The following is a 23467-nucleotide window of genomic DNA, read 5'->3' as shown; positions in this document are numbered from 1 at the left end:
GTCACTCCTTCACTTGCGGTTTCTTGGTGGCCTTGGCGGCCGGTTTCACTTCGTTCACATCACCATCAGCCAGCCGTTTCAGCCAGAAGCTGGTGCGCGGTACCTTTTCGCCCTCGGCGGCCAGCTTGCTGCCATCCGGCTTTTTGATGACCAGCCCTTTGGCCGGTTGCAGATACAGTTCCATCATTGCTCCTATGGGGTGGCGGCGGGCAGGGTGATATCTGCCTCACAGACCGGGGCGCCATCGCCCTGTTCGGCGCGCCAGTTAAAGCGCAAGAAGTCATCGAGCGTGGCCGGGTCGATGGGGTTATCGAGCGGCCAGTCCTGCCGCCATGTCACCGACCAGATCGCCAGCCCCAGCTTGTCGATTCCGGTGTTGTAGAGGTTGTCCATCCGCACCCCTTCCGGCGCCTTGCTGGCACCGGTGCCACGCCAGCCGCCAGTCAGCATCAAGGCGGTGGCCAAGCGACCGGCAATCACTTCGGCCCGCTGGTCTTTGGCATAGCCGAACTGGTCAGCGCAGAACACGAAGGCCGAGAACTCGATAGTGCCGATCAGGCTTCCTTCACGGCGCATCGAGACCACCCGCATCGCGGCGATGCGAATGCCGCCATCGCGGTTACCCATCCAGCGTTTGATATCGGCATCTTCGTTGAAGCGGCCGATGTGGCGCTCCACGGTTTGCACCCGGTCAATCACCCGATCCGCGCCGGGGCCGGTGGCCTCCAGATAGGGCTTGAGGTAGTTCACCACTCCTTCGCAGGCGCTGACGGTGCTGCCGATGGTGCCAAAATAAGGGCGGCTCATAGTCCGGCCTCCTTCATGATGTCTTGCCAGAAGTCGCCAATCACGGCGAGCAGCTCGGTCTGGTTGTCGCTGGAGAGGCCCAGATATTCGCGCTGGGGGATCTCCATCATGCGGGTAAAGCTGCCGACCGACTGATAGACCGGGAACTTGAGCGCCTTGCCAAACGCCTGAGTAATGCGGCGAACGTGGGCAGGCACCTGCACCGACCCGCTGAACCCATCCTGAGGCACTCCGGCATAGGCCAGCGGCGAGCCGACCCGCACGCTGTTGCGCTGCACCTGAGATTCGATGCTGTCGAGCAGATCGCCATCACCCTGCAGCAGGCTCTGGCCGCCGTGGCGAGTCTTGGCATAGGCATCTGACCAGGGCGCCCATGGCGTACCATCCGGCGCGGTCTTCTCGTCGCTGATGCGGCGGCGGGTCTGGCTTTCGACCACGGCGCCGATGCTTTCCAGCAGTTCGGCCTTGTAGTCGTTGCGGCCCAGGGTATCGAGCAGGCGCTGATAACGCGCCAGCTCTTCGCCACGGGTAGAGACCTGCACCGAGAAGGCCATCAGAGCACTCCTTTCAGGCTGTTGCGGGTGAACAAGCGCTCGTTCTCCTGCACCAGCTCCACCTTGCCGACGTTGCCCTCTGGCGGCATATCCGGCGTGGGCAGGCCCAGATCCACCTTGCCAGCCGCAATCTCTTTGAATTTGGCGATGGCGCGGTCATAGCGATCTTGCAGCAGGTCGGTGACCTGATTGTCGCGGTCGGCCAGCCAGTAGAAGGCGATCACGATGGCGTTGCGCTTGAGCAGGTCAGGCACTTCCGGTAGCGGCAGCACAAAGCGACGACTCAGGTAGCCATTGATTTCGTCATCGGCGGTGGCCAGTGCCTCATCAATCCAGACATCGTTCAGCGTGTCGGTGCTGCGGTCGAGCGCGAAGTTGTAGAGCATCGAGCCGTCACGGTCTTCCAGATCCTGCTTCGTCGCGTAGATGGCCATGATTAACCGCCCATCACTTCATATTCGGTGCAGACCAGCCACTGATCTTCATGAACTCTCAGGGCCTCTTCACATGTCAGGTAGCAGCACGGGATCTCGCATTCGTGGTAATGCGGAATATCATCCTTGGTGGTGACCACAAAGACGCGGGTCGGACTGGAGTGCAGGAACTGGATGCCACAACGCCAGAAACCGGCCGGTGACTTTGCCTTGACGTCGAACTGGCCGAGCAGCCAGTCGGCGTTGGTCTGATTGGCAGCGGCCTGCTGCTCTGCTTCGAGACGTGCAGCTTCTGCGGCTTGCGCCTCGGCGGCCAGTCTCGCCTCTTCGGCGGCCTGCTGTTCAGCTTCAAGACGGGCGGCTTCGGCGTCAGGGTCTACCAAAACTTCGCCGTCTTTCTTCTGTTGGGGCTGCGCTTGTACCAACTCGGTACCCGCGCCCACTGCTGCAGCTGCCAGCTGCTGGCTTTTGTCGTCACCGGTTGGGGTAACTTTCTTTTTCGGGGCCATCTTAATGCTCCTTTAAAAGGGGTTTATCAGGGCTTTATGCCCCAGAAACTCATGACCGCCGCCGAGCTGCTCGGCAACGATGCGGTGGCCGCCTGGGCAATCAGCGACACCTGACGGCTGGCCTGATTGGTGAAGTGGCGGAAACGGAATTTTTGCCCAGCCGCCAGACTGACCGAGAAGGTCAGATCAACAAACCGCTCGACGTTGGTGTCAGCGCTGGGCAGCGTCAGCGGCCGCAGCGAACCAGGCACCGCTGACCAGGTTGATGTACCCGCATTGAACACTTCGATAAACAGGCCCCAACGAGTCGTTGATCCGCCGCTTTGCTCGCGCAGGATGCTGCAACTGATGCTGGCCATCCCCACAAAGTCCTTGGCGGTTGTCACCTCGCCGGTCACCAGATCCACGGTGAGATCGGCATCGGCGAGCGTCACCGTGTTAAACAGCACGGTCTGCGCCACGTTGTCGGTGGTCAGGGTCTGCTTTAGCGTGCCGGTCGTCGCCAGATAACTGGCCCTGAGCAGCAGCACATCGGTCGGCAGCGGTGCCGGTCCGGCCTGAATAATCGGTGGGGCGCTAAAGAACATGGCTTAGCCCTCTGTCACAATCAGCGTGGCGGTACCGGAAATCGTTCTGGCATAGATGTTCTCGGCGGTTTGCCGAGACCATCCCCTGAACTCATCCAGCTTGAGCTGGTGCCCCATATCATCAGTGGCAGCGGGGGAAGCAGATGCAGTGCGGAACTTAATCCCCTGCGGCCCCTGATTTTCCATAAAGCCGGATGCAGCGGCAGAGACCAGCGTCCAGGCAGAAGTGATCGATTTCTTGGCTGTTGGCATCACGGCATCCTCTTTGACATGAGCTTCGACGCTTTAAAGCTCCACCCATGCCTGGTTGAAAGATGCCCCGGCAGTGCCGGGGCGGTCGATTCGGTTAGACCAGGTACGGGCTGACCACGATCTCGACGTTGTTGAAGTAGATGTTGCTCTCGCCGTTATCGAGGTACTCGCGCTTGATCAGCTTGCGGGCTGCCGCTTCGTTGCTCGGACCGACGACCAGAATGCGCGCCATGGTACCAATGGGGGTGCCGTTGGACTTCTTCATGTTGGCCAGCTTGGTCTTGGCCGCTTCGAAGTTCGTTTCATCCAGCGCGGCCTTGGAGCCGATAGCAGTCTGCGGGAAGCCGAAGCCATAGCCATGGCGACCGTCAACACCCGCCGCGAACTTGTTGTTGAACCAGGTGTATTCGCTGGTTGCGTTCATGGTCTGGAAATCGAACGGGCGGCGTTCCTGGAACACGATGGGCTTGACAACCTGCATGTCATCGATCACGAACCACGGGGCACCGGTATCGGTCGCCGGATCGCCAACCACGTTGGAGAAGGTGGTAGCCGGAGTGGTATCGAGCGGGTGGTCGGTATCGAAGAAGTTCTGACCGTCATAGCAGAGGGTGGAGAAACCAGCCGCCAGCAGGGCATAAACGTTCTTGTCCGGGAACAGGGCCGCTTCGCGACCAAAGTTTTCTGAGATGATCGAATACTTGCCGATCTGGTCGTCTTCCACGTCTTCGCGCTTGATGACGATGGAAGACTCAAAGGTCTTGTTGAGGATCTGATAGCCATGGCTACCGACTTCGACCAGCTGACGGTCAGTCAGCCACTCCTTGATGGCGGGCAGATCTTTCAGCCAGCCATAAAAGTTGGAACTGCCAGCACTGGGAACCTGAGTGGCCACACGATTCCACTGCGGGTTGATATAACCCAGCCCGCGAGTGTAGGCGGCTGACATGGAGACGGTCAGCGCCTCCAGAATTTGCGCTTCGGTAAATGCCATGATGGATTACTCCCCTTGTTTGGCTTTCATGGCTTGCTTGGCAGCCAGGAACTCTTCGGGCTTTTGGCCCATCTTGCGGCACAGGGCCAGTTCGTCAGCGCTCAGGGCACCGGTAGTTTGTTCGGTGGTGGTCTTCACCTTGCTGGCATCGGCGATGACCGGAGCGCGACCGCACCATGCGGTGAACTGCTCTCGGCCTGCTTCGGTACTGCAGAGGCCGACATACATCGCCTTGTCAACCGGAGCGACCTTACCCTCGGCAATGGCAGCATCGACCAGCGCATCAACCTTGGACTTTTCGATCTCGGCCAGCTTGGCTTCCAGCTCCTGAGTGCGGTTCAGGGCCAGCTGATGAGTGGCAGCAGGGACAAACTTGGTCGGGTCCTGCTGGGCGTTCAGTGCAATCTGGTGTTGTGCCTGCATGGCATTGATGGCTGTCACGGCCTGTTCGGCAGTGGCATCCTCAGCCAGGCCCAGCAACTGGGTAAGGACAAGGGGCAGTTTCACAGTGTGATCCTCTTGATGGTTGAGTGCGGGTACATAGAGATTTGGTTTGTTGGTCAGGCCAGCGCTGGACATTGCCACCACCCGCCCATCAACCGGTGAATAATCAAAAGCCGGTGAATAGAAGCCGTACTTCTTACCTTCAATCAGCTCGCTACCTTCGGCATTCCACTCGACACGGGCCCAGATTTCGCCTTCGCGGTTCTGCAGCTCGACAATCCAGCCAACCGCTTCGGTTTTCCCTTCGCGGGTTTCAGTAGCGTGCTCCACGTCAAATGGCAGCTTCATGGAGAAAGCCGACACAACGCCATCAGGGTCAGCGTTATTCCAGCTGCGACCATCACGACCGGAAAAAATCCCGGCAGGGATCATTGGCAGCCAGTTGCTCTGGTCTGATGCCACCATGCGTGACATGTCAAAGCAGATGGCGATGTGGGTACGTTGGTGCATGATCGCTCCGTTACATAACAACCTCCTGCCGGATGGCGCTTGGTTGAATTAACAAATGTCTGGGTGAACAAATGTTTGGACGAATCGATAATGGGCCGGATTGGGGGGCGGTCTGTAATGACGCTTTTCGCGCTAATCAGAGGTGGATGGCACGGACGCTGAGAGGGTGAACACGGTGATGACCGGTCATCACAGGATACAGATGGCGGGTCAGCTTGCCAATGTGATCGGGCAATGCTGACCGCAGGAATGATAAACGGGGTGATGGGGAGGATGGTGGCGCAGGCCGAAATCAGCACCTTCAACACCACCACACACCATCTTTAAAACCGATTTAAATCGACTCAGATTTAGCGGCTGACTCTGCACTCATGCGCTGGTAGCCAAAAACGCTCACAGCGGCTTAGAGAGCGTTTGGCGCAATGTTTGCTCCTTGACTTTCAGGTCAGCTTGCAAGGCCAGCTCGCGGCTCTTGCCGGGGTTGTAATCCCACCCCGGCTCGATGCCCTTGGGCAGCACCTCCGCTTCGCCGGTTCGCTTGTTCACCCACTCGCTGGTGCCATCGTTTGGCGCGGAGAACTTGAAGCCGCTATCGCCCTGCAGCTTGGCGTATTCGAACTTGCTGATCTGGCGCACCCCGCAGTGGCAGCCCCAGCCGTTGGGCGGCATATGGGTTTGCCACCAGGGATCATCCACTGGCAATGTGATGCCGCGCCAGCTCAGGTGCAGGGCGCGGTGCTCCCGCGCTGGGCCGATGGTATAGGTGAGATAGGGCATCGCCCGCTTGGTGCGCTCGATGCGCTGCCACTGGCCAGCGGCGCGGGCAGACCGCATATTGGTGCGGTAAATGATCTTTATCCGCCCTTCACTGCCCAGTTGTACCGGCTTGGTTTCTCCGGTCAGCGGGTCATCCATCTCCTGAATGCCCCACCAACCTGATTTCACCAGCAGCGGTTTGAGCACGGCCGCGAACTGCTGATAGGTCTGACCCTGTTCCAGCGCCTGCTCGACCAGGGCCCGCACCTCGACCAGCAGATCGGCGTTGAGCATCTTGGCGACGGTAAAGGCGTTGCTGTGCTCCTCCTTCCAGATGTCGCGATAGTCAAATCCGGGCTGCAGCCCCTTTTTCTTGAACCAGTCGAGCGCCTCTTTCGGCGGAAAGGCCGAAGCCTTGGGTTCAGGCATCTTGCGCATCCCCCATGCCCCGCATCCGGAACAGGTAATCGGCCAGCTGCGGGGTGAACTGCTCGGCGGTCAGGCTCTCCTGCAGCTTGAGCAGGCCATCGTTGAACTCTTCGAAGGTGGTGGCCGTGGCCGCCAATTCGAGGATCGGGTTCATAAAGTCTTCGCCGCCCACCTCTACCCAGTCGCTCATCGCCTCTTCGGTCAACTGCTCGATGGCCTGTTCGTTCGGCTGCTGGATGCGGTTGATGGCCAAGCGCTGTTGCGGTTGGTGCTGCTGGCGGTTCAGGGCCACCGGCTGCACAGCGGCGGCCTCCATCACTGACATGGGTTGCAGCACGGCCTCTTCTGCATCGGGGTCGGCCAGCCCGAACTTGTCACGCAGTTCGCTTTCGCTGACCCGCATCCCGCGGTCAATCAGCGGTGTCACGCTGTTGACCAGCAGCTCCAGGTCTTCCGGCTCCGGCACGCGGATGCAGACGCGGGGATAAGCCTTCTGCACGCCCCAGTTCAGCACAATGAACGGCTTGACCAGGTACTCGTTGATGGTGGCTTCCAGCTGGCGCGCATCCCACTTGGCGATATCCAGCCGCACCTCGTTATGCACCGTGGCCTGCGCCCGGCTGCTGCCATCGTCGGTGGTCATGGTCTGGCCGAGCACGGCTTTGCTGGTCTGCTCGTCTGCCCAGCGGGCCATGTTCTCGAACAGGGTATCGCCGCCGTTCCCCTTCGCGGTCTCGACCAGTTCAATCATCATCGACTCGGGGATCACTGCGCCCGCATCACTGGCAATGGTGGCGATCGCCGTCTTGAGGGTAGCTATCTGCTCCGGCGTGGCGTTCGCCCCGTACTTGCCCACCCGAATGGGGATGCCGAACACCTCGGCAAAGGCCCACCAGTCGCGCACGGTGAAGGACTTGAGCATATACATCACGGCGCACAGGCGGGTCAGGCCGTTACGCCAGATGCTGCCAGACTTGGTGCGCGGCAGATGGACGATGAATTTGTAGGGCTCCAGCGGCTTGCCCTGGGGAGCATCGTCACTGATAAGCAGGATCTTGCTCAGGGTCTCGGCATCGGGGCGCAGATAGCGGGGGTCAACCCAGCTGTAATCGCTCGGCGTCCAGCGGCCGCCGCTGGTATCCCACAGGATCTGACACACCCCCATGCCCTTGCCAAGGCCGTCGAGCAGGTCGAAGAACAGCTCGGGGATCTGGTCGCTCTCCATCAGCTGGCGCACTTCATCCGCCAGTCGCTGGTCGTTGGCATCGTCGCTGGCCGCCTCCACGCTGGGCGGCAGTGCGGCCACCGCCAGTTTGCGGGTGCGCAGCACGGATGCGTAATGGAGATCCCGCTCTTCGATCTCTTCCGCCAGCGTCATGTAATCCTGCGGGTTGTTGCCATCCACCACCGATCGCAGCAGGCCAGCGAGGCGCTGCGGGGTGATGGTACTGGCCACTGACGCGGGGCGCGGGTTGCGCACGCTGGTGATATGGGCCTCGGCGATATTCTCGCGCAGCACCGTCTTGTCGGGTTTGATGGGGTTGCCCCAGCTATCGAGAATGGTGGTCACAGTAATCCGCCTCCGCTTCGCAGGCCACGGGTCAGGTTCATCTGCCGCTGGCCATCGCTGTCTGTTTCAGGCGCACCCACCTTGGCGATGCGGTGCAGTTCGTAAATGTGGTTTTCGGCACGGCTGGCCAGATAGGCCAGAAAGATGGCCACCGCCGAGTCGCCGTGGCGCTTGTTGCCATCGCTGCCCTGGGTGCGACTGTCGTCAATGCCGGGGGTGCCACGGTAGATCTGGATCTGCCCAAGATCGGTGATGATGTCTTCGTGCTTTGGCAGCTCCAGCTCGTCATCTTCAAACGCAGCCTTGAAGCGGGGCATGTTCTCGCGGTAGAAGCCGACCGACAGCATCACCTGCACCACCTCTTGGCCGTAGCGATAGGCGGCCTGCTCGGCCAGATACTGGCCGTTGCCACGGGCATCGAGCCAGACGCCATCGCGGCGCGGCAGGCGATCGCAGATGAAATAGAGCGCCTGCTCCTGCTGCTTGAACGGGGTGTTCTTGAGCTCGACGGTGAACGGTACCCGGCGGCGGGTATCCGGCAGCACCTCGATCGGTGCGAATACCGTCAGGTCACCGGAACGGGCAAAGTCCTCGCCCAGGGCGTGGCGATGGCTGCGATCCAGCTTCATCAGCTCGGGGAAGACTTCAGCCTCCAGCCACTCTTTCATCTCTCCGTTGCGCTCCGATTCGCCGGCACTGTTGAAGGCGTCAGATCCGGTAAAGCGCAGCACAGGCCCATCGACCCGGCACGCCCGCTCGCGCAGGCCACGGGGCAGGTAGGCACCGCCGCCGCTCTTTGGCTCGCAGTAGTACTCTTCCCGGGCGTCTTCTTCGGTGGCGCAGTCTGACAGCAGCTCTTGCAGCCACTTGCGCTCGCCATCTTCGCTCCACTCCTCCTTCTTCTTGACCTGACAGATCCGCTTGTAAAGCCCTTCCTTACAGGCGGTTCCGATATCGATACGGTGGATGGAGTAGCTTGGCCGCTTGCCTGCACGGGTTTCGGTGATCAGGGTGTTGAACAGGTTCTCGATACCGTTATGGGTCGAGATCATCCGCACCTTGCTGCCCCACATGGTCAAGGCGTTGGCGGCTTTCTGGATGGCGGCGAGGTCTTTATGGAAGGCTGCCTCATCGATCACCACGTTGCCCTGCATCCCCCGCAAGTTGCTGGGGTTCGAGCTGAGCGCCTTGATCTTGAAGCCGCTGGCGAAGTTGATGACGTAGACCAGAATGTCTTTGTCTTCATCGACCAGCACCTCTTCGCCAATCTCGCTGGCCGCATAGTCATAGGCCTTGGCCCACATCGAACAGGCATCGATAAACTCGCGGGCCATATCCTTGGTGGTGCCGACATAGAAGGTATCGCAACCGCCAGCGGCAACGGACATGGAGCCATTGAGCGCGGCATCTGCTGCCTCTGCCCAGGTAAGGCCGGTTCGCCGCGACTTTTCGGCAATCTTGATTTTTGCCTCATCAGCAATCCAGCGTTTCTGATAGGGCAGCAGCACTTCACCTGGATCGAACTGGCCGCCGATGATGGCGGCCGCTGACTGGTTAACGAGCTGATTTTCTGATTGGGTAAGGTGCTTGTATTCCATCACGCAATCCCCAAAATCTGGCGCCGGATCTCGGCAGCGGTCTCTGCGGTCAGCCCTGCCGACTTCACAATCTTCTCGGCAGCGGTGGCGGCCTCGGCGGCGAACGCGGCGCGGATCTCTTTCTCAACCTTGTGGCTGGTCATGGCGGCCTGCTCCACACGCTGGATAACCAGCGCCATCTGGCCCAGCGATTTCGGGTCAATCATCTTGCCCTCTTCGCCGTCGCTGGCATCCATCATCTTCATGGAGGTTTCAAACGCCATGGTGCGCACGAACTCCTGCAGCAGCTTGCCGACTTCGGAGGTTGGGGCCTGCCCCAGCTTTGCCGTCCAGACCTCGGCCACTTCGCGGGCCTGCGCCATGCGACTGCCTGCCTCCTCCATCCGCTTGGCAAACCGGTTCAGTCCGGTGCGGCTGATCTGCTCTTCCGGCGGCAGGCCGGATTCAACGATCAGCTGATTCACCTCGGCCAAAATATCCTTCTGCGACATGGAGCCAGATCGCAGCATGGCCGCCAGCTGGCTGCGGATATCGTCCGGCAGCTGCTGGATCTTGCTCTTGGTGTTTTTCTTGGTGGTCATGGTTTTATCCACAAAAGCCAGTTTTTATTGATAGAACAACTTTTAAGGTTGTTCCCCTCAAACCACTGAACATCAACACTTTCAGCCTTAACTGAAGAGACGCTCATCAATGGGCCACCGAGAATGAACTGAACGATAGATCCGATCTCAAAAAAATCGCCCATAACTACCCCAGCAGCTTGTCAATCAGCGGGGCGGTGCAGCCCCACAATGCGGTGACCGGATCGCCAAACAGCACCAGCGCCATCAGGTAGCCGACGCCCATCATGGCGGTGATATCCAGCAGGCGGTTAATATCGATCATCATCGCCTTCATTAGCTGTTTGAAAATGCGGCTATGCGGTCAGCGAGGGCCGCGCTATAACCATCCATGTGCGTCAGCTGTCTAATCAGCCGTGACTTTTCCTTCTCATCAAGACCTACAAAAATTTCCGTATCAAAGAAAGCGCGCAACTTAATCAACTTCTCATCAAGATCGATCTTTTCGTCTAAAACTCGCTGCTGGTGTGGCTTCAAGTTGTTTTTAACTATCATGATTAATCACTCCGGACGCGGTTTCTTGACACCCGGCACGGTGGCATCGCCTTTAGCGACATCGAAGCCACGGCTGGTCAGTTTGGCGATCAGGTACTCGCCCATGGTGCGAGTGGTGACCAGATTCTGCTCTTCCAGCCAGCAGATCTGGGTGCGCACCGCATCGCGGCTGATACGATGGCCCCAGCTTTCGAGCACCACATCAAGGATGGAGTCATTGGTCTCGTAGCCGTTCTGGTCTTTCAGCTCTTTCAGGATGATCAGGCGTTGGTCTTCCAGCACAAACTCTTTACTGCTCATATAACCCCCGTTTATTTTTCGTTTAAACGCTGCTCAAGCAGCAGTTGAATCAGGTGATTGGTCGGTTTCAGCTGGGCGGTAAGCGCCTTCATGTCGCCCCGTAACTCTTCAAGCTGAATACTCAACTCATTGAACTGCTCTTGCGTTGGCAAGCGATCAACGCGGCTTTCGAGGCTGGTAACGCGGTTGGTCAGTTCGTCCATACTCGTGCTCACTTCCTTAAGTTCCTCGCGGCGCACGAACGTCTTGCTCAGCCATAACAGAGCGACGGTGGCCAGCACTGCAACGGCCGTGGTAATCACCCCCCACCACTTGGGGATCCAATCAAACTCCATAGCGATGTCTCCCCGCTTTCTCATTACGGCTCTGGCACGGTACGCAGCGCACCGCATCCGTTTCGGCCTGCAGTCGCGCGGCGGCGATCTGCTCCCCACAGCTCAGGCAAAAGCGATTCCCGTGCTCATCCTGATCTGGTTGTTCCTGGCGGTGGTGCCGCGCGTTGGCGATAGCCCGCTCGCGAAACTCCTGCTCTTGTTGTTGTGCGCGGTCGAAAAGGTCGGTCATTTGGCCCTCGTCAGCAGCTTGGAGACAGTGCCGGTGATCACCGCGCCCACCTTCTGGCCGCTGGCCTTGGGATGGGGGGCGAAACCGTCGAGGGTGCGCAGGCCCATATAGGCCCAAGCCGGGGTGAGCATTAGCATGGCCATTTCGAAATCGGGGCCGTCTCCATAGCCAAAGGCGCTCAGCACGGTGAACAGCACGATATAGAGCGCCCCGGCTTGCCAGCTCTGGCGCGCCATCAGCGGGCGGGTGTGGCGCACGTATTCATCTTTGGCGCCATCGCCATCACGGATGGTCTGCTGGGTGGTGGCCTGCTCGGATTGCTGGTCGGCCAGTTGCAGCTCCATGCGGCGGGTCTGCTCCTTCTCCATCTCGTTCTTGAGCTTTTTCAGCTCGACCAGCACGGTCGGATCGGTGATGCGATTCAACTGTTCTTCGATGCTGGCCTGCTGCTGGGCAGCAGTCAGACCGATGCCGGATACCTGCTCGACAATATCGGCGACCTTGTTTGCGGTTTCGCTGCCACCAAACAGGCTGGCAATACCCCGTATCACGGCGGGGCCCTGCTGCACCGCCAGCGCGGCCAGTGCGGGGATTAACGGGAGTGGCATGATGGTTCATCCTTCTTGAATAGCGCACGCAGCCGGGCGCAGTGCTCTGCGGCCTTGCCGTTGCAGGTGGTGAGGATATTGAAGCGGTGGCGGTTGCGGGCGTCGTAGATCTCGGATGGCGTCACGGAACACCACCCTTTTTTGAACTGGCTTTGCATGGTGCCGTCACGGCTGTGGAGCGGCACGTTGCGATCGACATCGCACTCGGCGATGCCCTGTTCGGCCGCCTCGCGCTCCCGTTTCAGCCGCTGCTCGCGGCCATGGTTAAAACTCCACTCCCAGTTGCGGCCCATGTCAGCCCCCGTACACGCTGGCCCATAGGCCGGTGCGCATCTGTTCGGCGTGGCGCTGGGCGCGCTTGGGGGTCTGCTTGGCCCAGCGACTATCGAGCATTCCAGCAGCGGCCTTTTCCCAGTTGCCACGGGCCACGGCAGCAAGGGTGTTCTTGAAGTTGCCTAGCCCCTTCACCCCCAGCTGATAGGCCATGGAGTAGAGCACGGCAGTGCGGGCGGGAGATGGGGCGCAAGCGTCGAGCGCATCGGCCAGATGCGGGATGGTGCGCATCTCGCGTTCCATCTTCGCCAGATATTCATCCAGCCACGCTTCGCCTGCGGCCAGCGGCAAGGTGAATTGATAGAGCTTTATATCTGCACCTTGCGGCCCGATACGAAAACCAAAGCCAACGGTGGGATAACGCTCTGTGCAGAGATATGGTTTTGGCTCCCAACCCTCCTCGAATTTAATAAGCGCTCTGATAGAAGACATGGCACACCTGAGAAATAATGAATTTCGTCAAGTGTGCTTTTGAAATGAAAAATCTCTCAGGTGGCGAATTTCACGCTAAACAAAAAAGCAGCCTGTTGGCTGCTTTTGTTATGAATATGGTCTTCCGTTTTTTGTTTTTGGCAACTTCAATTCATTTTCAGTACCAGAAAACAAATCTGGCTGCCGTCTTTGCCGTTCAACCCGTCTCATTCTGGCGATGATATATTGAATCTCACGCACTGTAACATCGTATTTCTTGGCTAGTTCGAACGCGTTGTTTCCCTTGAACTCTTTCCATACCCGAATGCCGCGCAATATACCGGCAATCCGCTTTCCCTTTGGCAGGTAGAACTCATCACCACCGAAGGCGTTGCATATCTCTGACAGCAGAGTGATGGAGAAGGTGTTGTAGTCGTGGTGCTCTTCAACCACCCGCTCGATCAGGTTGTAGAGCTCGCGCAGCACCTCCGGCCAGCCGTTACTGGATTCATCCTCAAACAGCCGATCCAGCTCCGCCGCAATCTCGCCTTTTTCCACCTCACACCCGAACATGTCGATGGTGTCTTTGTCTCGTTCGCTGCGCATCGCAACCCTCCGCTATCTCCAGATAAAGCAACACCCGGACGATGCCGGGTGTTTGTATGATAACGCAGTGGATCTGGCCGCCCAATTCACGGGCTAGAAGGTAGTCAGGTAATATCCGTCCATCTTCTGCTTGATACCACACCAGTCCAAGCTGGCCTGCTTTGCGTTGATGATCAGCTCGTTCTTGCCATCATCACGCAGATAAAAGTGGTGAGTTTCCCCACCACGGTCAACCGCCTTGAAGTAGTAATCGCTTTGCCATCCAAGCTTCTCGTTTCGCCATACAAGAAGATCCCCCTGCTCATGGGTGACGACTAAATCTTTGGCTTCCACAATGGTAGGGCACAGCTTTGAAAGTTGGCTAAAACCGGCTTTAACAGCTGGAGTACGGTCAATGCCATCCTGAACGCCTTGCAGACTGATGTTTACCTGCTGCTTCTCTTCTGCTTCAAGATATGAAATGCCACTACGCACCAGCGCAACAACAACGCACCCTGCAAGAACAAATCCGCTTATCTTGGACATTTCAATTCTCCTTTACCTGTCTTTTTAACGTGTGATTTTGGTTGGAAATCATTATTCACAAACTCAACGACACATTCATTGCAGCAAAAACCCAACCCGTCACGGCGAACAACAACCTCTTGTGATACGTACTTCTTGCACCAGTAACACCTGATTCTTATCACAAAAATTTTCCTTCTAGCCATTCACCGGCTTGCTGCTATCGATCACCATTATCTGCGCTGGCCGCCAGCCGGGGGTTTCATAGGCTTCGCGGATCAGGTCATAGCCCGGCATCGCATCAATCTGGTGGCCGCGTGATGCGGGGACGATATCCCCGCGCTCGATAATGGCGGCGGTCATCAGGCGGATATGCCACTTCTTCAACGCCTCCAGCACCCGCTCGGACTGTGCCGAGGTGAGCCATTCCGGTCGTGAAATACCGGCGCCGCCGTTGGCGTTGGCGGTCATCCGCTTGATGTAGCTGCCCAGCGCATCGTCCGAGCCATCGCGCACGAATCCGTCATTGTACATGGTGATCCAGATGGCGCGCACCTTGCGCACCTCCGGCGCCTGCACCTTGGCCGAACTGGGCGGGGAGCGGCGCCCAGCAACCTGGGCGCCCCCTTTGACCTTGAACCCCAGCCCCTTCATGGCGGTGATGACGGCATCGAGCTTGGCCGCGCTCAGCCCCTTGGCAGAGCGGGCACCGGTCACGGACTCCAGCAGGGCGCGATAGTCCTCCTCATCCAGCCCCAGTTCGCGGCGGCCGACTTGCACGATCTTGAGCAGACGCTTGGCATCAGGCTGCATGGCGGCCCCCGTTCATCTGGCAGATGCCGACGAAAGCGGCCAGCGCCGCCGGCTCGACCTGGGCGATAGGAATAAAGCGCAGCGTGCTGTTTCTGACGCGGCCGTGGCTGTGGTTGATGGGCTCCACCTTCAGCTTTTGGATATTGCTGGCATCGAGATAGCCATCATCACGGCAGGCCTCGATCAGATAGCGCAGCTTGTAGCGGGTCTTGGCGGTGTCTTCACCATAGATGGCGCGCACTGCGGCCTCGACCTTGGTCTTTGGATTGGTGGCCATCAGCTTGTCGAGCTGGCGATAGCGCGCCAGATCAGCCATGCCGACGTCGCTCTTCGGCTCAATCATGCCGCGCTCGCGCAGTTGGGCGGTGGCTTCAAACATGCAGTTCAGGCTCAGGCCAAGGCCGATCGCGATATCGCGCACCGGCATATGGCGATAGTCGCGAAAGCCCTTAATCATGCCTGCCAGTTTTTTCAGTTGCTGGTCGGTGATGTCATTCATCGTCTTCATCCTCATCATCCGCCGAGGCGGTCACAATCACTTTATTGGTCTTGGGTGGCTGGCCTTCACGCCAGCGCGGTACCGTTTGGTCTAACCAGGAGATAGCGACGCCATCGGCCTGCTCTTCCAGTTCACGCAGCTCGGCTTTGCTCAGGCCCTTGTGGCGGCGCTTTGCGTAACACGGCTTGTTGGCTTTGACGTAATTCACCATCCTGCGCTGGTAGCGGGTCAGTGCCATGGCGCTTTCTCCTTCTTCGTTCCCGCCCTACCTCTTGCTCGCAGGCCTTGCAGTAGTGCTGTAGTCCGTCTAGTGACTTTTCATTTTTCCATTCAGACCAGAAGGTCGTATCTTGCGGCCAATACTCACCGCATCGATTGCATAGCTTTTCCAGCCCCATTTCTTGGTCGATTCTGGCTTTTCCGCTCTCTAGCCTTTTTTCAAGAAGACCAGGTTTCATTGGAGGAGTGTATTCACCGTGCATACGGCCCCCTTGCCATCCATCCGATGCAGGCGTTCTGCCTCCAGTTCTGCCAGCAGTTGCTCGGCGCCACGCAGGGCATCACCGGCAAGATCGTGTGCGCGGTACTTTCTGGCGCCCCGCGACAGGGCGATAAAGCGGCGCTGCAGCACCAGCTTTTCCTTCCAATTCAGCGCTATGGTCATCTCGCCATAGAGCCGGTTTAACAGGTTGTTCAGCACTTCTCGGGTCATAGCGTCCTCTCTGGTTTCAGGAGTGGGTTATGACCGGGCCCGGTCGGCTGCTCATCAGTGCCCAGCCACCACGCTGGGCAGACCATACCGAGCACCGCCCGGCATGGTTTCGCTTATTGGTTTTTGACGAAGTGGACGGCGCCGACAATCAGCACGGCCCAGACCAATCCCCACACCACGGCGAGGATGCGAAAGGTTCGGCGGCTTATTTTCATAACGGCCCACCTACTACGCTGCGAAGTTCCGCTTCCGAATCAGGAAGTCGATGACCGGCAACCCGTGGCCGCAACTCATCCTTGCAGTACCCCATTAACTCCCACCATTTTTCAGCCAGCATTTTTAGTTCTTGGCTTAACTCTTTTGTTGCATGCACACGAATTGATGTGCCTTTTTTGTATTGAGAAATAGTCAGGCCAAGTTCAGGAGCAAGCTTGCGAATCCGAGCTCTTACCACGGCATCAGAATGCCCTTTGAGGCGGTAGCAGACTTGAGGCACCAGCACATCAACAAGCCGCTCATATCTGTCTTCAGCGATTTGCTGGCGGTCACCCACGTAGTTGTAAATTCCCCAGCTACAGGCTGATCTGGCCATCACATCACGCAAGGCTTGTATCAACGCCTCATCAGTAAGCTTGATTTTCATGCGGCCACCTCTTTCAGTTCGCTGACCAGCTCCAGCCCTTCGATCTTCTTGAACTGGCGCACCAGCGCAGTGCTGCTACCGAAGGCGGGGAACAGGTAGGTTGTTCCCTGCTTCTCCGGATCCTTGCCATACAGCTCATTGGCAAACTTGGCACCACACTGACGCTTGCACTTGGCGTACTCCTCCAGCTGTTTCTTGCCATAACGCTTGTGAAACTTGTGGAAGAAAACCTGCTTGACCACCTTATTCATAAACTCGTCAGCCTGGTCGATATCTTCGATCACCTTCATCCATGCTCCTTTGACAGAGCCATCGATATACACAGCCAACACGGTGGTGCTTTCGCTCTTGCGTTCACGGGTCACATAAACCTCGTGGCCATGCAGCCTGAACAACATTGATACCCAACCAGACTTCAGCTCGGCCGCGATGGCCTGCCATTGCTCTTTGCTGATAGCCATCACGCTGCCCTCTTGCCAAAACGGTGGATGCAGGTCAGGCAGAACGCGGCGCGCTGGCGGGCATACTCCACGTTGAGCTGGTTCTTGGCGGCCTTGGCGGCGGCTTTCCACATCTCCATTGCGGCGGCATAACGCTCTTCACGCTCCAGCTGGGCGGCCTGGGTGGCCAGTGCCAGATAACCGTTCGGGTTCTTTGCGACTTGGTGGGCGATCTCGTCGCCCTTCAACACTGCATTAGCCATGGTGTAACTCCTGTTCAAATCTGTTTTTTTGCTTGTCGTACACGGTGACGATGGAGCCGTTCTTCAAGATGAAATAGGCATCGTCACATTCGAGGATCCGGCGCGGGCTCCATCCCGCCTCGCGCTGCCGGATCCGCCGCAGCTGGCGTTTGCTTGGGCGCCAAGCCCGTGACAGGGCGCCCAGCATTTCCAGTTCGCTGCGGCCGGTACGTTGCACCCAGCGCTCGATAGCGTGGCGGGTGACGTACAGCGGGCCATAACGGGTTTCAAACTCCATCGGCTTTGGCGTTGTCGATGGCGGCGCGAAGCGCATCACCGGCATTGGTGCCAACAGGGCCGCGCATCACTGCTTCAATCAGTTCTTGCTCGATGTTGGCGGCGAACTCCGGATACTCGCTTTCCAGCAGCGGCTCGCTGCCGAACCCGCATACCCATGCCAAGGCATCTCGCACGCCGTTTTCATAGGTGCCATCTTCGAAGTCACTGCCATCTGTATCGCTCTTGAAGGAGAGCAGACCGGCCAGCAGAAACTGTTTTGCCAACTCAGCGGTGATTGTGTTCATGTCAGGCCTCACAACTTTGCCCAGTCGAGGTTGATTGCCACGTACTTGCCAGACGGTTCGCGCTGATAGAGGCGGATGTATTCCTTCTTGCTGACGGTGGTGATGGCATCGGCGATGGAGTCCATGGCCGCCTTCCACTCGGCATCTTCAATGGCCAGATTGCGCAGGCTGAGCACCTGATTCACATCGATCTTGCCTTGCTTGTTGACGCGAAATGCGTGGTCAACCAGGGCGACAATCTTGTCGTTTGAACCTTCTGACCAGCGCTCGATGCAGGCATCGATTTGTGCTTTGGCAGCCTGGATCCGTTCATCAAAAACCCGATGCTCGCCGATGGCCCGTTCGACTTTCATGGAGCCGTCAAACGAGGTGAGGGTGATGTTTCCCTTGGCACCGCCGTAGGTGACGCCGTACTCGCTGGCGCTGAGATCCAGATAGTCTTCCAGCTCCTGCTGCATCTGGATTTTGGTGGCGGCCATGTGCAGCTTGAGCTCCAGCGCGATGGCAATCTGACGGCGCACCACGTCATCGCGCAGCAGGTCGATAGTCTTGATCAGGCTATACGGCACCATATGGCCTTGGGCGTTGCGGTACAGGGTTTCGGTCTTGTTTTCGGTGGTAGTGGTCATGCTGTTTGCTCCTGTTAAGCGGGGAAACCGGCGGCCCGATAGGCCATGTATTCGCTGGCTGCCATATCAGCAGTGCGCTCGAACTCGTCACGGGTGGCGGTTTCACGCCAGTGGACGATGCAGCCGTTCTCGCGGGCGGCGTAGGCGCGGCGGCGCAGGCCATCGACCTGTTCGATGATCTCGACGGCGTTCTTGCGCAGGTCGTCGGTCGGATAGGCGATTTCGATCATCGGACGCTGACGGGCTGCTTTGATGGCCAGCACCTGGCATCCGAACCGGCGCAATTTATTGGCCATACGCTGGGCCTTGATTCCGATTGGGTTGGTATGGATGTTCATGCTTGCTCTCCTTGTGAATCACTGTTCAGCGGCGCCCAGGTGAGGTGCAGCCGGTCTTGGTCGAAAATCTCCTGACGGCCGGTATTGTCTTGCATGGTCACCTGGCCGTTGTTGCTATCCACCACCACGCCTGGGCGACCGCTCAGCAGGTGAATGTGGGTCCAGTTGTTAACGACAAAGAAACTGGTTTGTTCCTTGGCTGCGTTCATCACTTACCCCCTGTTTCTTTGGTGAATTCTTTAACGAGAGACAGGCTGCAAAACGCCAATGGCAATACATTCATGGAGCTTCCATCAACTGATTCCACCACCACCATCCCGTCTCGATAGAGGGTGTAGTGCTCGCTACCTACGGCGTTATAAACACGAGCAATCGGCAGCCCTGATGCAGGGTATTTGCGGCCAAGCCAGCATAAGAATTTGAACCAGATAGCCACCATCACTCCCCCTCCAGCTCGTTAAACGCGTACCGCAGTACCTGCTCGGTCAGCGGCTCTCCACCGGAGCAGGCCACCGCCAGTTTCAAGTTCTTGCTGACCAGTCGCAGGGCGCCGGGGCGTTCGCTGATCTGCACCAGCAGGCTGCGCTCGGCATCGCCTTCGATGTTCCAGGCGCTGGCGACGGCCATCACATCGGCCTTCTTGGCCTTGGTCAGGGCGCGCTTCTTGGCCACGCGGGAGTAAAGGCGGGCGAAATCCTCGCTGCGCTGGCCGCCGGTCAGCTGGGTGTAAACGCGGGAGTTGCCGACCAGCACCATGCCGGTCCCCACTTCCTCCACCAGAATCCGCAGCTCTTCGAGCGTGGGGCGGTCGAGGTGGTCCGCTTCATCCACCACAATCAATCCTTTGGTGTTGAGCAGGCGGCGGCGCAGGGCGCGGGCCAGCGGGCCACGCAGGCGGGGGGCGTTCTCCATCCCCAGTTCCATGGCCAGCTCATACATGCATTCGGTCATGGTGCTGCGGCTCGGGGAGGTGGTGATCACCCAGACGTTGTTGTTCTGGCGCTGGAACTCGCGCAGGGCGGTGGTTTTGCCCACGCCAGAGATGCCGTGGATGATGACGATGCTCTCGGTGGCCAACGCGTAGTTCATATCCGCGATGATCTGTTTGGCGGTCTCGGTCATCACAAAGCCGGGATCGCGGGGTGCATCGGCACGCTGGTCGCGGGCGGTTAGCCAGTTGGCCAGCTTTTGCAGCATCGGCGCAGGGTCGGCCTTGTAGTTGCCGTTCAGCAGCTGGTTGACGGTGGATGGGCTGACGCTGATCTCTTTGGCGATCTGCGCCTGGGTAACGATGTTCTGTTCCAGCAGCGCCTTGATGCGGGTGATGGCATCGGTATTGCCGGTTTGGTCGAGTGCGACTACATTGGTCATTGAATTACTCCTTTCAGGCGGCCCGTATGGCCGCTTTTTTTGTGGTTTAAATGCCGGTTAAATCCGGTTTTTCTGCTTTGCAGCCATGGCTTCGGCAGCCCGTTGAAAGCGGGCCTCGTAGTCGATAACCGGTGCAGCTTCTGGCTGTTGTTGGGTGGCGATGGCCGGAGCTGGCTGGACAGCGAGCGCGGCATTGCCTAGTGAAACGGGGCGCACCATCTCTACCACCTTGGCCTCTGGCGCCTCTTCGTCGCTGATGCTGGGCAGCAGCGCGGCGGCCTCCATCGTTGACATGGACTTCTTGGCCAGTGCAGCGGCCTTGTTGGCCTTGACGAACTGGGTGCGCTTGCGCTTGTGCTCGCGGGCCTCTTGGGTATCACCGAAAGCCACTTTCTCCAGACAGGTCGCTTCGCAGATATGCAAGCCATTGAGGGTGGTGACGATCACCGCCTCGTGCAGGCGCTGCGGGTCGAAACGTGCCACCACTTTTTGGCCTGCATACGGAGCAAGATCTTGGTGGTAATAACGGTTTTTGCGGTCGCGGATGGTGCCGCCAGATTCCAGCGTGATGGACCCGTGCTTGGGGTCGACACGGCAGGCTTCTGACTGCAACAGCATCATGGTCAGCTGCTCACTGGTCGCCTTGCGCACCGTAGCCTGGGCATAGCTCTGTTCGAATGCCTGGTCGAAGCTCATCACCCCACGGCAGGCCTCGGTATTGCGGCCCAGCTTGGCGTTGTACATGGCCACGCCTTCGGCAACGATGCGCAGAAAATCAACTGCATCCGCCGCCCGTTCACCATAATTGTCCGGCTTTTCCATCGGGTTCGGGCCGGTGTAGCAGCCTTCCAGCGCCATATGCTTGTCGATGTAGTTTTCCAGCCCGCCATTACCGAAGGCACGTTCGATCGGCTTGGCCTGACCGTGGCCCTTGCCCAACAGCACGCTGGACCAGTGCAACTTGATGCCGAGCATCGGAATGATCCCCACCGGGTCATCTTCCTTGACCTTGAAGCGGTAGCGGTTCGGCACGCCGCCGGTCATCCATTTGTTGGCCGCCGCCCGGGTGTTATCGATGGTGATTTCACGGGGGATGCCGTATTTGCTGCACACATCCATCAGCGACAGGCGGATCGAGTCAGTGTTTTCACTGATATCGGTGCGCCAGCCGATGATTTTTCGGCTGTAAACGTCCTGCCAGAACCATGTTTTCGGGCGCAATATTTCGCCGTTGAACCACTTCACAAACACGTTGTGCAGGTAGCCATCGCCGTTGATCCACTCCATCGCTTCAAGGCCTTCGATAGAACGCTCTTGCGGCGGGTAGAGCTGCATCAGCGCGTGCTCGCCTTCGCGCAACATCACCTGCTGGGCCTTCGGCACTTCCAGATCCATGCGACGCATCAGGCTGTTAAGGCTTGGAATAACCCAGCCATGTTCCTTGGCGGCTGTTTTCAGAAACTCGTAGCAGCTGGCAGCGTTTGGCTTGCCTTTGCGCAGGTAATCCGTCTTGAAGAATTCCCACGCCTGCTCGCTCACCTTGGCCAGCTTGCCAGCGCGGTTTTCGAGCGCGGCCTGTTGCTGTTTTGGCACCAGCACCGCCAGCCAGTCGCTATCGTCAAAGCCTTTCACGGCGGCGCAGTAGCGGCGCAGGGTCGGCAGGGCGATATCAAACTCGGCAGAGATATGTTCGTAGGCCTGCATCAGGGTGCTGCCACTGGCAACCAGCGCATGCACAGCCTGCACGGCCTTGACCCGCTCCTTGGCTTTGTCGTGCGCCTTGTCGTTGGCCTTGCTCCAGTTGGCCCACAGCTGCTCTTTGCAGTAGCGCGGGGCCTTTGGCTTGGGAAGATCCAGCGTCATGCTGCCGACCTTGACCTTGCCGGACTTGCGCAGCAGGGCGGCTTGGACGGTGGGGGGCAATATGCTGATGTGGTATTCAGTCGCCTTGCTGCCTTCGCGTTGGCGGGATTTGTCAGGGTTGCCATCGGCCAGACGATTAAGCTGATCCCTGGAACGTCTTTCTGATGTTGGCATTCCTGCTACACCAGCGACCTCATTTGCGGTGAACCATTCCATACCAGCCCCCTCAGCTTGCTTTCTTCAAAAGGGGTTGATACCGGCTAGGCCAGATATCTTCTGGGGAAAGTCCGAGTGCATCAGCAATGATGCGCTCTCCTTTAGGCCAAGGAGCCCGAAAGGTGTTTTGCAATGTAGAAGCGGAAAGCCCTGCATCGCGTGACAACTGAGAAACTGACATCCCAACCTTTTTCAAGGCGGCAACAACATCTGCGCGATGCCAGTCACTCCCATTTTCCGTCCGTTTCTGCGACACTCTGTAATTACTCATCTTAGTAACTCGACTTGGTTAACTGACTAAGTTAACGAGAGTATAGAGACGAATCGGACGGAAAGGCAATACAAACGGACGAATTTATTTTCGTATCGTCCGTTTCGTGATTTGAAGACGACATAACAAAAACAGGTTAATAGGATGAAAAACAATAGCTTAGATAAATCGGACGCTGAAAATAACGAAACGGACGGAGCGTCCGAATCTCATGGTGACAAACGGACGCCATGGGTCATTGCGTCCGAAGTTGCTGGTATTGAAGGAATGCCCACAACGGACAGAAGAGCAAGGGACGAGCTGGAGCGGCTAAGCGCTGGGAAGGATGGAGTTAAACGTAAGCGGTCAGGTACCAAAGCATTCGAATATCACGCATCGATCCTTCCTCAGTACGTTTTAGACGAGCTTGAAAAAAGAGGCCTTTTCCCAGATGGGGTTCATGTTGAGCATCAAGCCCCTTCCAGCACACCCTATGAGCAACCCAAGATCACGCTGACTGGCGTCAATGAGAATGCAACGGTTTATTCTGCGTTTCTGGATGAGTTCGCGCTGATCCCGGGATACAGAGTGCAGGTATCGGCAGGCCACGGCAGCCTTACGCAGGGCGAGCTGGAGCCGTGCAGGCATCTTGCATTCAGGCGTAAGTGGCTGAGATGGCGCGGGTTTGACGAGAAAGAGCTGGCGATCGTCTGGAGCAAAGGCGACAGCATGGAGCCCACCATCAGCAACAACGACACCCTGGTGGTGCATCTTGGCCGAACGCGGCCGGTCGATGGCCATATCTACGTGGTGCGCAACGATGACCAGCTATGGGTCAAGCGCCTGCAGGTGCTGCCGAGCGCCTGGCTGCTGCTTAGCGACAACAAGCACTACCAGCCGATCGAGGTGCCGAAGGATGAGCAGCACACCTTCCAGGTAATCGGTCAGGTTGTTCACATCGCCCACGATGTAGGAGAGTGAT

At 58.2% G+C, this 23467-nt stretch carries 40 protein-coding genes and 1 other RNA gene; 1 reads left to right on the top strand and 40 read right to left on the bottom strand.

Annotation, left to right across the window (positions count from 1 at the left end):
• Position 1: 1 nt before the first annotated feature.
• The 40 genes from NOM06_RS02575 to NOM06_RS02380 form a co-directional block, all read right to left on the bottom strand.
• Positions 2-187 (bottom strand): DUF2635 domain-containing protein, encoded by a 186-nt coding sequence (locus tag NOM06_RS02575; protein ID WP_255909748.1) that lies wholly within the window; start codon positions 185-187, stop codon positions 2-4.
• Between the two features lie 5 nt (positions 188-192).
• Positions 193-807, bottom strand: coding sequence for a hypothetical protein (locus NOM06_RS02570; RefSeq protein WP_255909739.1), 615 nt, complete (start codon positions 805-807; stop codon positions 193-195).
• Positions 804-1361: a phage virion morphogenesis protein gene (locus NOM06_RS02565; RefSeq protein ID WP_255909737.1), complete on the bottom strand. Its 558-nt coding sequence runs from the start codon at positions 1359-1361 to the stop codon at positions 804-806. The genes NOM06_RS02570 and NOM06_RS02565 overlap by 4 nt, the downstream gene beginning before the upstream one ends.
• A complete protein-coding gene (locus NOM06_RS02560) occupies positions 1361-1795 on the bottom strand; it encodes a gp436 family protein (RefSeq protein WP_255909735.1) in 435 nt (144 codons plus the stop codon). Before NOM06_RS02560 ends, NOM06_RS02565 begins: the two co-directional genes overlap by 1 nt.
• A gap of 2 nt (positions 1796-1797) precedes the next feature.
• Positions 1798-2304, bottom strand: coding sequence for a hypothetical protein (locus NOM06_RS02555; RefSeq protein WP_255909733.1), 507 nt, complete (start codon positions 2302-2304; stop codon positions 1798-1800).
• Positions 2305-2330: 26 nt separating this feature from the next.
• Positions 2331-2891 (bottom strand): hypothetical protein, encoded by a 561-nt coding sequence (locus NOM06_RS02550; protein WP_255909731.1) that lies wholly within the window; start codon positions 2889-2891, stop codon positions 2331-2333.
• A 3-nt stretch (positions 2892-2894) separates the two neighbouring features.
• Entirely contained in the window at positions 2895-3143 is a 249-nt protein-coding gene (locus NOM06_RS02545) for a hypothetical protein (protein ID WP_255909729.1), read from the bottom strand.
• A gap of 94 nt (positions 3144-3237) precedes the next feature.
• The gene (locus tag NOM06_RS02540; RefSeq protein WP_255909718.1) at positions 3238-4137 is read right to left on the bottom strand and encodes a Mu-like prophage major head subunit gpT family protein; all 900 of its coding nucleotides are present in this window, start codon (positions 4135-4137) and stop codon (positions 3238-3240) included.
• Positions 4138-4143: 6 nt separating this feature from the next.
• The gene (locus NOM06_RS02535; RefSeq protein ID WP_255909716.1) at positions 4144-5091 is read right to left on the bottom strand and encodes a phage protease; all 948 of its coding nucleotides are present in this window, start codon (positions 5089-5091) and stop codon (positions 4144-4146) included.
• Between the two features lie 393 nt (positions 5092-5484).
• Positions 5485-6276 (bottom strand): phage minor head protein, encoded by a 792-nt coding sequence (locus NOM06_RS02530; RefSeq protein ID WP_255909713.1) that lies wholly within the window; start codon positions 6274-6276, stop codon positions 5485-5487.
• Positions 6269-7846 carry a DUF935 domain-containing protein gene (locus NOM06_RS02525; protein ID WP_255909710.1) on the bottom strand — a complete coding sequence of 526 codons (1578 nt, stop codon included), beginning with the start codon at positions 7844-7846 and terminating at the stop codon, positions 6269-6271. Before NOM06_RS02525 ends, NOM06_RS02530 begins: the two co-directional genes overlap by 8 nt.
• Positions 7843-9444, bottom strand: a complete 1602-nt coding sequence (locus tag NOM06_RS02520; protein WP_255909707.1) for a terminase large subunit domain-containing protein — start codon at positions 9442-9444, stop codon at positions 7843-7845. The genes NOM06_RS02525 and NOM06_RS02520 overlap by 4 nt, the downstream gene beginning before the upstream one ends.
• Complete coding sequence (locus NOM06_RS02515; RefSeq protein WP_255909704.1) at positions 9444-10025, bottom strand: DUF3486 family protein; 582 nt, start codon at positions 10023-10025, stop codon at positions 9444-9446. Before NOM06_RS02515 ends, NOM06_RS02520 begins: the two co-directional genes overlap by 1 nt.
• 166 nt (positions 10026-10191) lie before the next feature.
• Complete coding sequence (locus NOM06_RS02510) at positions 10192-10332, bottom strand: hypothetical protein (RefSeq protein ID WP_255909701.1); 141 nt, start codon at positions 10330-10332, stop codon at positions 10192-10194.
• Positions 10333-10340: 8 nt separating this feature from the next.
• The gene (locus NOM06_RS02505; protein ID WP_255909699.1) at positions 10341-10559 is read right to left on the bottom strand and encodes a hypothetical protein; all 219 of its coding nucleotides are present in this window, start codon (positions 10557-10559) and stop codon (positions 10341-10343) included.
• A gap of 6 nt (positions 10560-10565) precedes the next feature.
• On the bottom strand, positions 10566-10859 hold the full coding sequence (locus NOM06_RS02500) for a hypothetical protein (protein WP_085735808.1): 294 nt from the start codon (positions 10857-10859) through the stop codon (positions 10566-10568).
• An 11-nt stretch (positions 10860-10870) separates the two neighbouring features.
• Complete coding sequence (locus tag NOM06_RS02495; protein WP_255909696.1) at positions 10871-11194, bottom strand: DUF2730 family protein; 324 nt, start codon at positions 11192-11194, stop codon at positions 10871-10873.
• Positions 11184-11423, bottom strand: coding sequence for a TraR/DksA C4-type zinc finger protein (locus NOM06_RS02490; RefSeq protein WP_255909693.1), 240 nt, complete (start codon positions 11421-11423; stop codon positions 11184-11186). Before NOM06_RS02490 ends, NOM06_RS02495 begins: the two co-directional genes overlap by 11 nt.
• Entirely contained in the window at positions 11420-12031 is a 612-nt protein-coding gene (locus NOM06_RS02485) for a hypothetical protein (RefSeq protein ID WP_255909681.1), read from the bottom strand. Before NOM06_RS02485 ends, NOM06_RS02490 begins: the two co-directional genes overlap by 4 nt.
• Positions 12016-12324, bottom strand: a complete 309-nt coding sequence (locus tag NOM06_RS02480; RefSeq protein WP_255909679.1) for a hypothetical protein — start codon at positions 12322-12324, stop codon at positions 12016-12018. Before NOM06_RS02480 ends, NOM06_RS02485 begins: the two co-directional genes overlap by 16 nt.
• A gap of 1 nt (position 12325) precedes the next feature.
• Positions 12326-12796, bottom strand: coding sequence for a lysozyme (locus tag NOM06_RS02475; RefSeq protein WP_255909677.1), 471 nt, complete (start codon positions 12794-12796; stop codon positions 12326-12328).
• A 108-nt stretch (positions 12797-12904) separates the two neighbouring features.
• On the bottom strand, positions 12905-13381 hold the full coding sequence (locus NOM06_RS02470; RefSeq protein ID WP_255909676.1) for a Mor transcription activator family protein: 477 nt from the start codon (positions 13379-13381) through the stop codon (positions 12905-12907).
• A gap of 93 nt (positions 13382-13474) precedes the next feature.
• Complete coding sequence (locus tag NOM06_RS02465; RefSeq protein WP_255909674.1) at positions 13475-13906, bottom strand: hypothetical protein; 432 nt, start codon at positions 13904-13906, stop codon at positions 13475-13477.
• A 177-nt stretch (positions 13907-14083) separates the two neighbouring features.
• Positions 14084-14698: a gp16 family protein gene (locus tag NOM06_RS02460; RefSeq protein ID WP_255909672.1), complete on the bottom strand. Its 615-nt coding sequence runs from the start codon at positions 14696-14698 to the stop codon at positions 14084-14086.
• Positions 14688-15197, bottom strand: coding sequence for a hypothetical protein (locus tag NOM06_RS02455; RefSeq protein WP_255909670.1), 510 nt, complete (start codon positions 15195-15197; stop codon positions 14688-14690). The genes NOM06_RS02460 and NOM06_RS02455 overlap by 11 nt, the downstream gene beginning before the upstream one ends.
• Entirely contained in the window at positions 15190-15435 is a 246-nt protein-coding gene (locus NOM06_RS02450; RefSeq protein ID WP_255909667.1) for a hypothetical protein, read from the bottom strand. Before NOM06_RS02450 ends, NOM06_RS02455 begins: the two co-directional genes overlap by 8 nt.
• A 216-nt stretch (positions 15436-15651) precedes the next feature.
• Positions 15652-15909: a hypothetical protein gene (locus tag NOM06_RS02445; RefSeq protein WP_255909649.1), complete on the bottom strand. Its 258-nt coding sequence runs from the start codon at positions 15907-15909 to the stop codon at positions 15652-15654.
• Between the two features lie 41 nt (positions 15910-15950).
• Positions 15951-16024: hammerhead ribozyme type II (locus NOM06_RS02440), an RNA gene on the bottom strand.
• Between the two features lie 96 nt (positions 16025-16120).
• Entirely contained in the window at positions 16121-16552 is a 432-nt protein-coding gene (locus NOM06_RS02435; protein WP_255909646.1) for a hypothetical protein, read from the bottom strand.
• Positions 16549-17013 carry a hypothetical protein gene (locus NOM06_RS02430; RefSeq protein WP_255909644.1) on the bottom strand — a complete coding sequence of 155 codons (465 nt, stop codon included), beginning with the start codon at positions 17011-17013 and terminating at the stop codon, positions 16549-16551. The genes NOM06_RS02435 and NOM06_RS02430 overlap by 4 nt, the downstream gene beginning before the upstream one ends.
• A complete protein-coding gene (locus tag NOM06_RS02425) occupies positions 17013-17255 on the bottom strand; it encodes an ANR family transcriptional regulator (RefSeq protein WP_255909641.1) in 243 nt (80 codons plus the stop codon). The genes NOM06_RS02430 and NOM06_RS02425 overlap by 1 nt, the downstream gene beginning before the upstream one ends.
• Positions 17248-17532, bottom strand: coding sequence for a hypothetical protein (locus NOM06_RS02420; RefSeq protein WP_255909630.1), 285 nt, complete (start codon positions 17530-17532; stop codon positions 17248-17250). Before NOM06_RS02420 ends, NOM06_RS02425 begins: the two co-directional genes overlap by 8 nt.
• A complete protein-coding gene (locus NOM06_RS02415) occupies positions 17522-17818 on the bottom strand; it encodes a hypothetical protein (protein ID WP_255909628.1) in 297 nt (98 codons plus the stop codon). Before NOM06_RS02415 ends, NOM06_RS02420 begins: the two co-directional genes overlap by 11 nt.
• Before the next feature lie 8 nt (positions 17819-17826).
• Entirely contained in the window at positions 17827-18447 is a 621-nt protein-coding gene (locus NOM06_RS02410) for a DUF3164 family protein (protein ID WP_255909626.1), read from the bottom strand.
• Positions 18448-18461: 14 nt separating this feature from the next.
• On the bottom strand, positions 18462-18743 hold the full coding sequence (locus tag NOM06_RS02405) for a hypothetical protein (protein WP_255909624.1): 282 nt from the start codon (positions 18741-18743) through the stop codon (positions 18462-18464).
• Positions 18744-18781: 38 nt separating this feature from the next.
• Complete coding sequence (locus NOM06_RS02400) at positions 18782-18994, bottom strand: hypothetical protein (protein ID WP_255909622.1); 213 nt, start codon at positions 18992-18994, stop codon at positions 18782-18784.
• A complete protein-coding gene (locus NOM06_RS02395) occupies positions 18994-19224 on the bottom strand; it encodes a hypothetical protein (RefSeq protein ID WP_255909620.1) in 231 nt (76 codons plus the stop codon). The genes NOM06_RS02400 and NOM06_RS02395 overlap by 1 nt, the downstream gene beginning before the upstream one ends.
• The gene (locus tag NOM06_RS02390) at positions 19224-20156 is read right to left on the bottom strand and encodes an AAA family ATPase (protein WP_255909619.1); all 933 of its coding nucleotides are present in this window, start codon (positions 20154-20156) and stop codon (positions 19224-19226) included. The genes NOM06_RS02395 and NOM06_RS02390 overlap by 1 nt, the downstream gene beginning before the upstream one ends.
• Before the next feature lie 57 nt (positions 20157-20213).
• Positions 20214-22235, bottom strand: a complete 2022-nt coding sequence (locus NOM06_RS02385) for a transposase domain-containing protein (protein WP_370688895.1) — start codon at positions 22233-22235, stop codon at positions 20214-20216.
• A 10-nt stretch (positions 22236-22245) separates the two neighbouring features.
• The gene (locus NOM06_RS02380) at positions 22246-22506 is read right to left on the bottom strand and encodes a helix-turn-helix transcriptional regulator (protein WP_255909615.1); all 261 of its coding nucleotides are present in this window, start codon (positions 22504-22506) and stop codon (positions 22246-22248) included.
• Positions 22507-22650: 144 nt separating this feature from the next.
• On the opposite strand from NOM06_RS02380, the gene NOM06_RS02375 reads away from it, so the two are divergent.
• Positions 22651-23466 (top strand): S24 family peptidase, encoded by an 816-nt coding sequence (locus NOM06_RS02375; protein ID WP_255909613.1) that lies wholly within the window; start codon positions 22651-22653, stop codon positions 23464-23466.
• Position 23467: the final 1 nt, after the last annotated feature.

The organism is Aeromonas sp. JL9 (genome assembly GCF_024436075.1).
In the GTDB taxonomy this organism is placed as follows: domain Bacteria; phylum Pseudomonadota; class Gammaproteobacteria; order Enterobacterales; family Aeromonadaceae; genus Aeromonas; species Aeromonas veronii.
The sequence above is the reverse complement of the archived record's forward strand: the minus strand, read 5'-3'. Positions and strand labels throughout refer to the sequence as shown.

Bases quoted from the DNA above. Each gene is read 5' to 3' on its own strand.
- NOM06_RS02575 (WP_255909748.1), bottom strand. From the start codon at position 187: ATGATGGAACTGTATCTGCAACCGGCCAAAGGGCTGGTCATCAAAAAG.
- NOM06_RS02570 (WP_255909739.1), bottom strand. From the start codon at position 807: ATGAGCCGCCCTTATTTTGGCACCATCGGCAGCACCGTCAGCGCCTGC.
- NOM06_RS02565 (WP_255909737.1), bottom strand. From the start codon at position 1,361: ATGGCCTTCTCGGTGCAGGTCTCTACCCGTGGCGAAGAGCTGGCGCGT.
- NOM06_RS02560 (WP_255909735.1), bottom strand. From the start codon at position 1,795: ATGGCCATCTACGCGACGAAGCAGGATCTGGAAGACCGTGACGGCTCG.
- NOM06_RS02555 (WP_255909733.1), bottom strand. From the start codon at position 2,304: ATGGCCCCGAAAAAGAAAGTTACCCCAACCGGTGACGACAAAAGCCAG.
- NOM06_RS02550 (WP_255909731.1), bottom strand. From the start codon at position 2,891: ATGTTCTTTAGCGCCCCACCGATTATTCAGGCCGGACCGGCACCGCTG.
- NOM06_RS02545 (WP_255909729.1), bottom strand. From the start codon at position 3,143: ATGCCAACAGCCAAGAAATCGATCACTTCTGCCTGGACGCTGGTCTCT.
- NOM06_RS02540 (WP_255909718.1), bottom strand. From the start codon at position 4,137: ATGGCATTTACCGAAGCGCAAATTCTGGAGGCGCTGACCGTCTCCATG.
- NOM06_RS02535 (WP_255909716.1), bottom strand. From the start codon at position 5,091: ATGCACCAACGTACCCACATCGCCATCTGCTTTGACATGTCACGCATG.
- NOM06_RS02530 (WP_255909713.1), bottom strand. From the start codon at position 6,276: ATGCCTGAACCCAAGGCTTCGGCCTTTCCGCCGAAAGAGGCGCTCGAC.
- NOM06_RS02520 (WP_255909707.1), bottom strand. From the start codon at position 9,444: ATGGAATACAAGCACCTTACCCAATCAGAAAATCAGCTCGTTAACCAG.
- NOM06_RS02515 (WP_255909704.1), bottom strand. From the start codon at position 10,025: ATGACCACCAAGAAAAACACCAAGAGCAAGATCCAGCAGCTGCCGGAC.
- NOM06_RS02510 (WP_255909701.1), bottom strand. From the start codon at position 10,332: ATGATGATCGATATTAACCGCCTGCTGGATATCACCGCCATGATGGGC.
- NOM06_RS02505 (WP_255909699.1), bottom strand. From the start codon at position 10,559: ATGATAGTTAAAAACAACTTGAAGCCACACCAGCAGCGAGTTTTAGAC.
- NOM06_RS02500 (WP_085735808.1), bottom strand. From the start codon at position 10,859: ATGAGCAGTAAAGAGTTTGTGCTGGAAGACCAACGCCTGATCATCCTG.
- NOM06_RS02495 (WP_255909696.1), bottom strand. From the start codon at position 11,194: ATGGAGTTTGATTGGATCCCCAAGTGGTGGGGGGTGATTACCACGGCC.
- NOM06_RS02490 (WP_255909693.1), bottom strand. From the start codon at position 11,423: ATGACCGACCTTTTCGACCGCGCACAACAACAAGAGCAGGAGTTTCGC.
- NOM06_RS02485 (WP_255909681.1), bottom strand. From the start codon at position 12,031: ATGCCACTCCCGTTAATCCCCGCACTGGCCGCGCTGGCGGTGCAGCAG.
- NOM06_RS02480 (WP_255909679.1), bottom strand. From the start codon at position 12,324: ATGGGCCGCAACTGGGAGTGGAGTTTTAACCATGGCCGCGAGCAGCGG.
- NOM06_RS02475 (WP_255909677.1), bottom strand. From the start codon at position 12,796: ATGTCTTCTATCAGAGCGCTTATTAAATTCGAGGAGGGTTGGGAGCCA.
- NOM06_RS02470 (WP_255909676.1), bottom strand. From the start codon at position 13,381: ATGCGCAGCGAACGAGACAAAGACACCATCGACATGTTCGGGTGTGAG.
- NOM06_RS02465 (WP_255909674.1), bottom strand. From the start codon at position 13,906: ATGTCCAAGATAAGCGGATTTGTTCTTGCAGGGTGCGTTGTTGTTGCG.
- NOM06_RS02460 (WP_255909672.1), bottom strand. From the start codon at position 14,698: ATGCAGCCTGATGCCAAGCGTCTGCTCAAGATCGTGCAAGTCGGCCGC.
- NOM06_RS02455 (WP_255909670.1), bottom strand. From the start codon at position 15,197: ATGAATGACATCACCGACCAGCAACTGAAAAAACTGGCAGGCATGATT.
- NOM06_RS02450 (WP_255909667.1), bottom strand. From the start codon at position 15,435: ATGGCACTGACCCGCTACCAGCGCAGGATGGTGAATTACGTCAAAGCC.
- NOM06_RS02445 (WP_255909649.1), bottom strand. From the start codon at position 15,909: ATGACCCGAGAAGTGCTGAACAACCTGTTAAACCGGCTCTATGGCGAG.
- NOM06_RS02435 (WP_255909646.1), bottom strand. From the start codon at position 16,552: ATGAAAATCAAGCTTACTGATGAGGCGTTGATACAAGCCTTGCGTGAT.
- NOM06_RS02430 (WP_255909644.1), bottom strand. From the start codon at position 17,013: ATGGCTATCAGCAAAGAGCAATGGCAGGCCATCGCGGCCGAGCTGAAG.
- NOM06_RS02425 (WP_255909641.1), bottom strand. From the start codon at position 17,255: ATGGCTAATGCAGTGTTGAAGGGCGACGAGATCGCCCACCAAGTCGCA.
- NOM06_RS02420 (WP_255909630.1), bottom strand. From the start codon at position 17,532: ATGGAGTTTGAAACCCGTTATGGCCCGCTGTACGTCACCCGCCACGCT.
- NOM06_RS02415 (WP_255909628.1), bottom strand. From the start codon at position 17,818: ATGAACACAATCACCGCTGAGTTGGCAAAACAGTTTCTGCTGGCCGGT.
- NOM06_RS02410 (WP_255909626.1), bottom strand. From the start codon at position 18,447: ATGACCACTACCACCGAAAACAAGACCGAAACCCTGTACCGCAACGCC.
- NOM06_RS02405 (WP_255909624.1), bottom strand. From the start codon at position 18,743: ATGGCCAATAAATTGCGCCGGTTCGGATGCCAGGTGCTGGCCATCAAA.
- NOM06_RS02400 (WP_255909622.1), bottom strand. From the start codon at position 18,994: ATGAACGCAGCCAAGGAACAAACCAGTTTCTTTGTCGTTAACAACTGG.
- NOM06_RS02395 (WP_255909620.1), bottom strand. From the start codon at position 19,224: ATGGTGGCTATCTGGTTCAAATTCTTATGCTGGCTTGGCCGCAAATAC.
- NOM06_RS02390 (WP_255909619.1), bottom strand. From the start codon at position 20,156: ATGACCAATGTAGTCGCACTCGACCAAACCGGCAATACCGATGCCATC.
- NOM06_RS02385 (WP_370688895.1), bottom strand. From the start codon at position 22,235: ATGGAATGGTTCACCGCAAATGAGGTCGCTGGTGTAGCAGGAATGCCA.
- NOM06_RS02380 (WP_255909615.1), bottom strand. From the start codon at position 22,506: ATGAGTAATTACAGAGTGTCGCAGAAACGGACGGAAAATGGGAGTGAC.
- NOM06_RS02375 (WP_255909613.1), top strand. From the start codon at position 22,651: ATGAAAAACAATAGCTTAGATAAATCGGACGCTGAAAATAACGAAACG.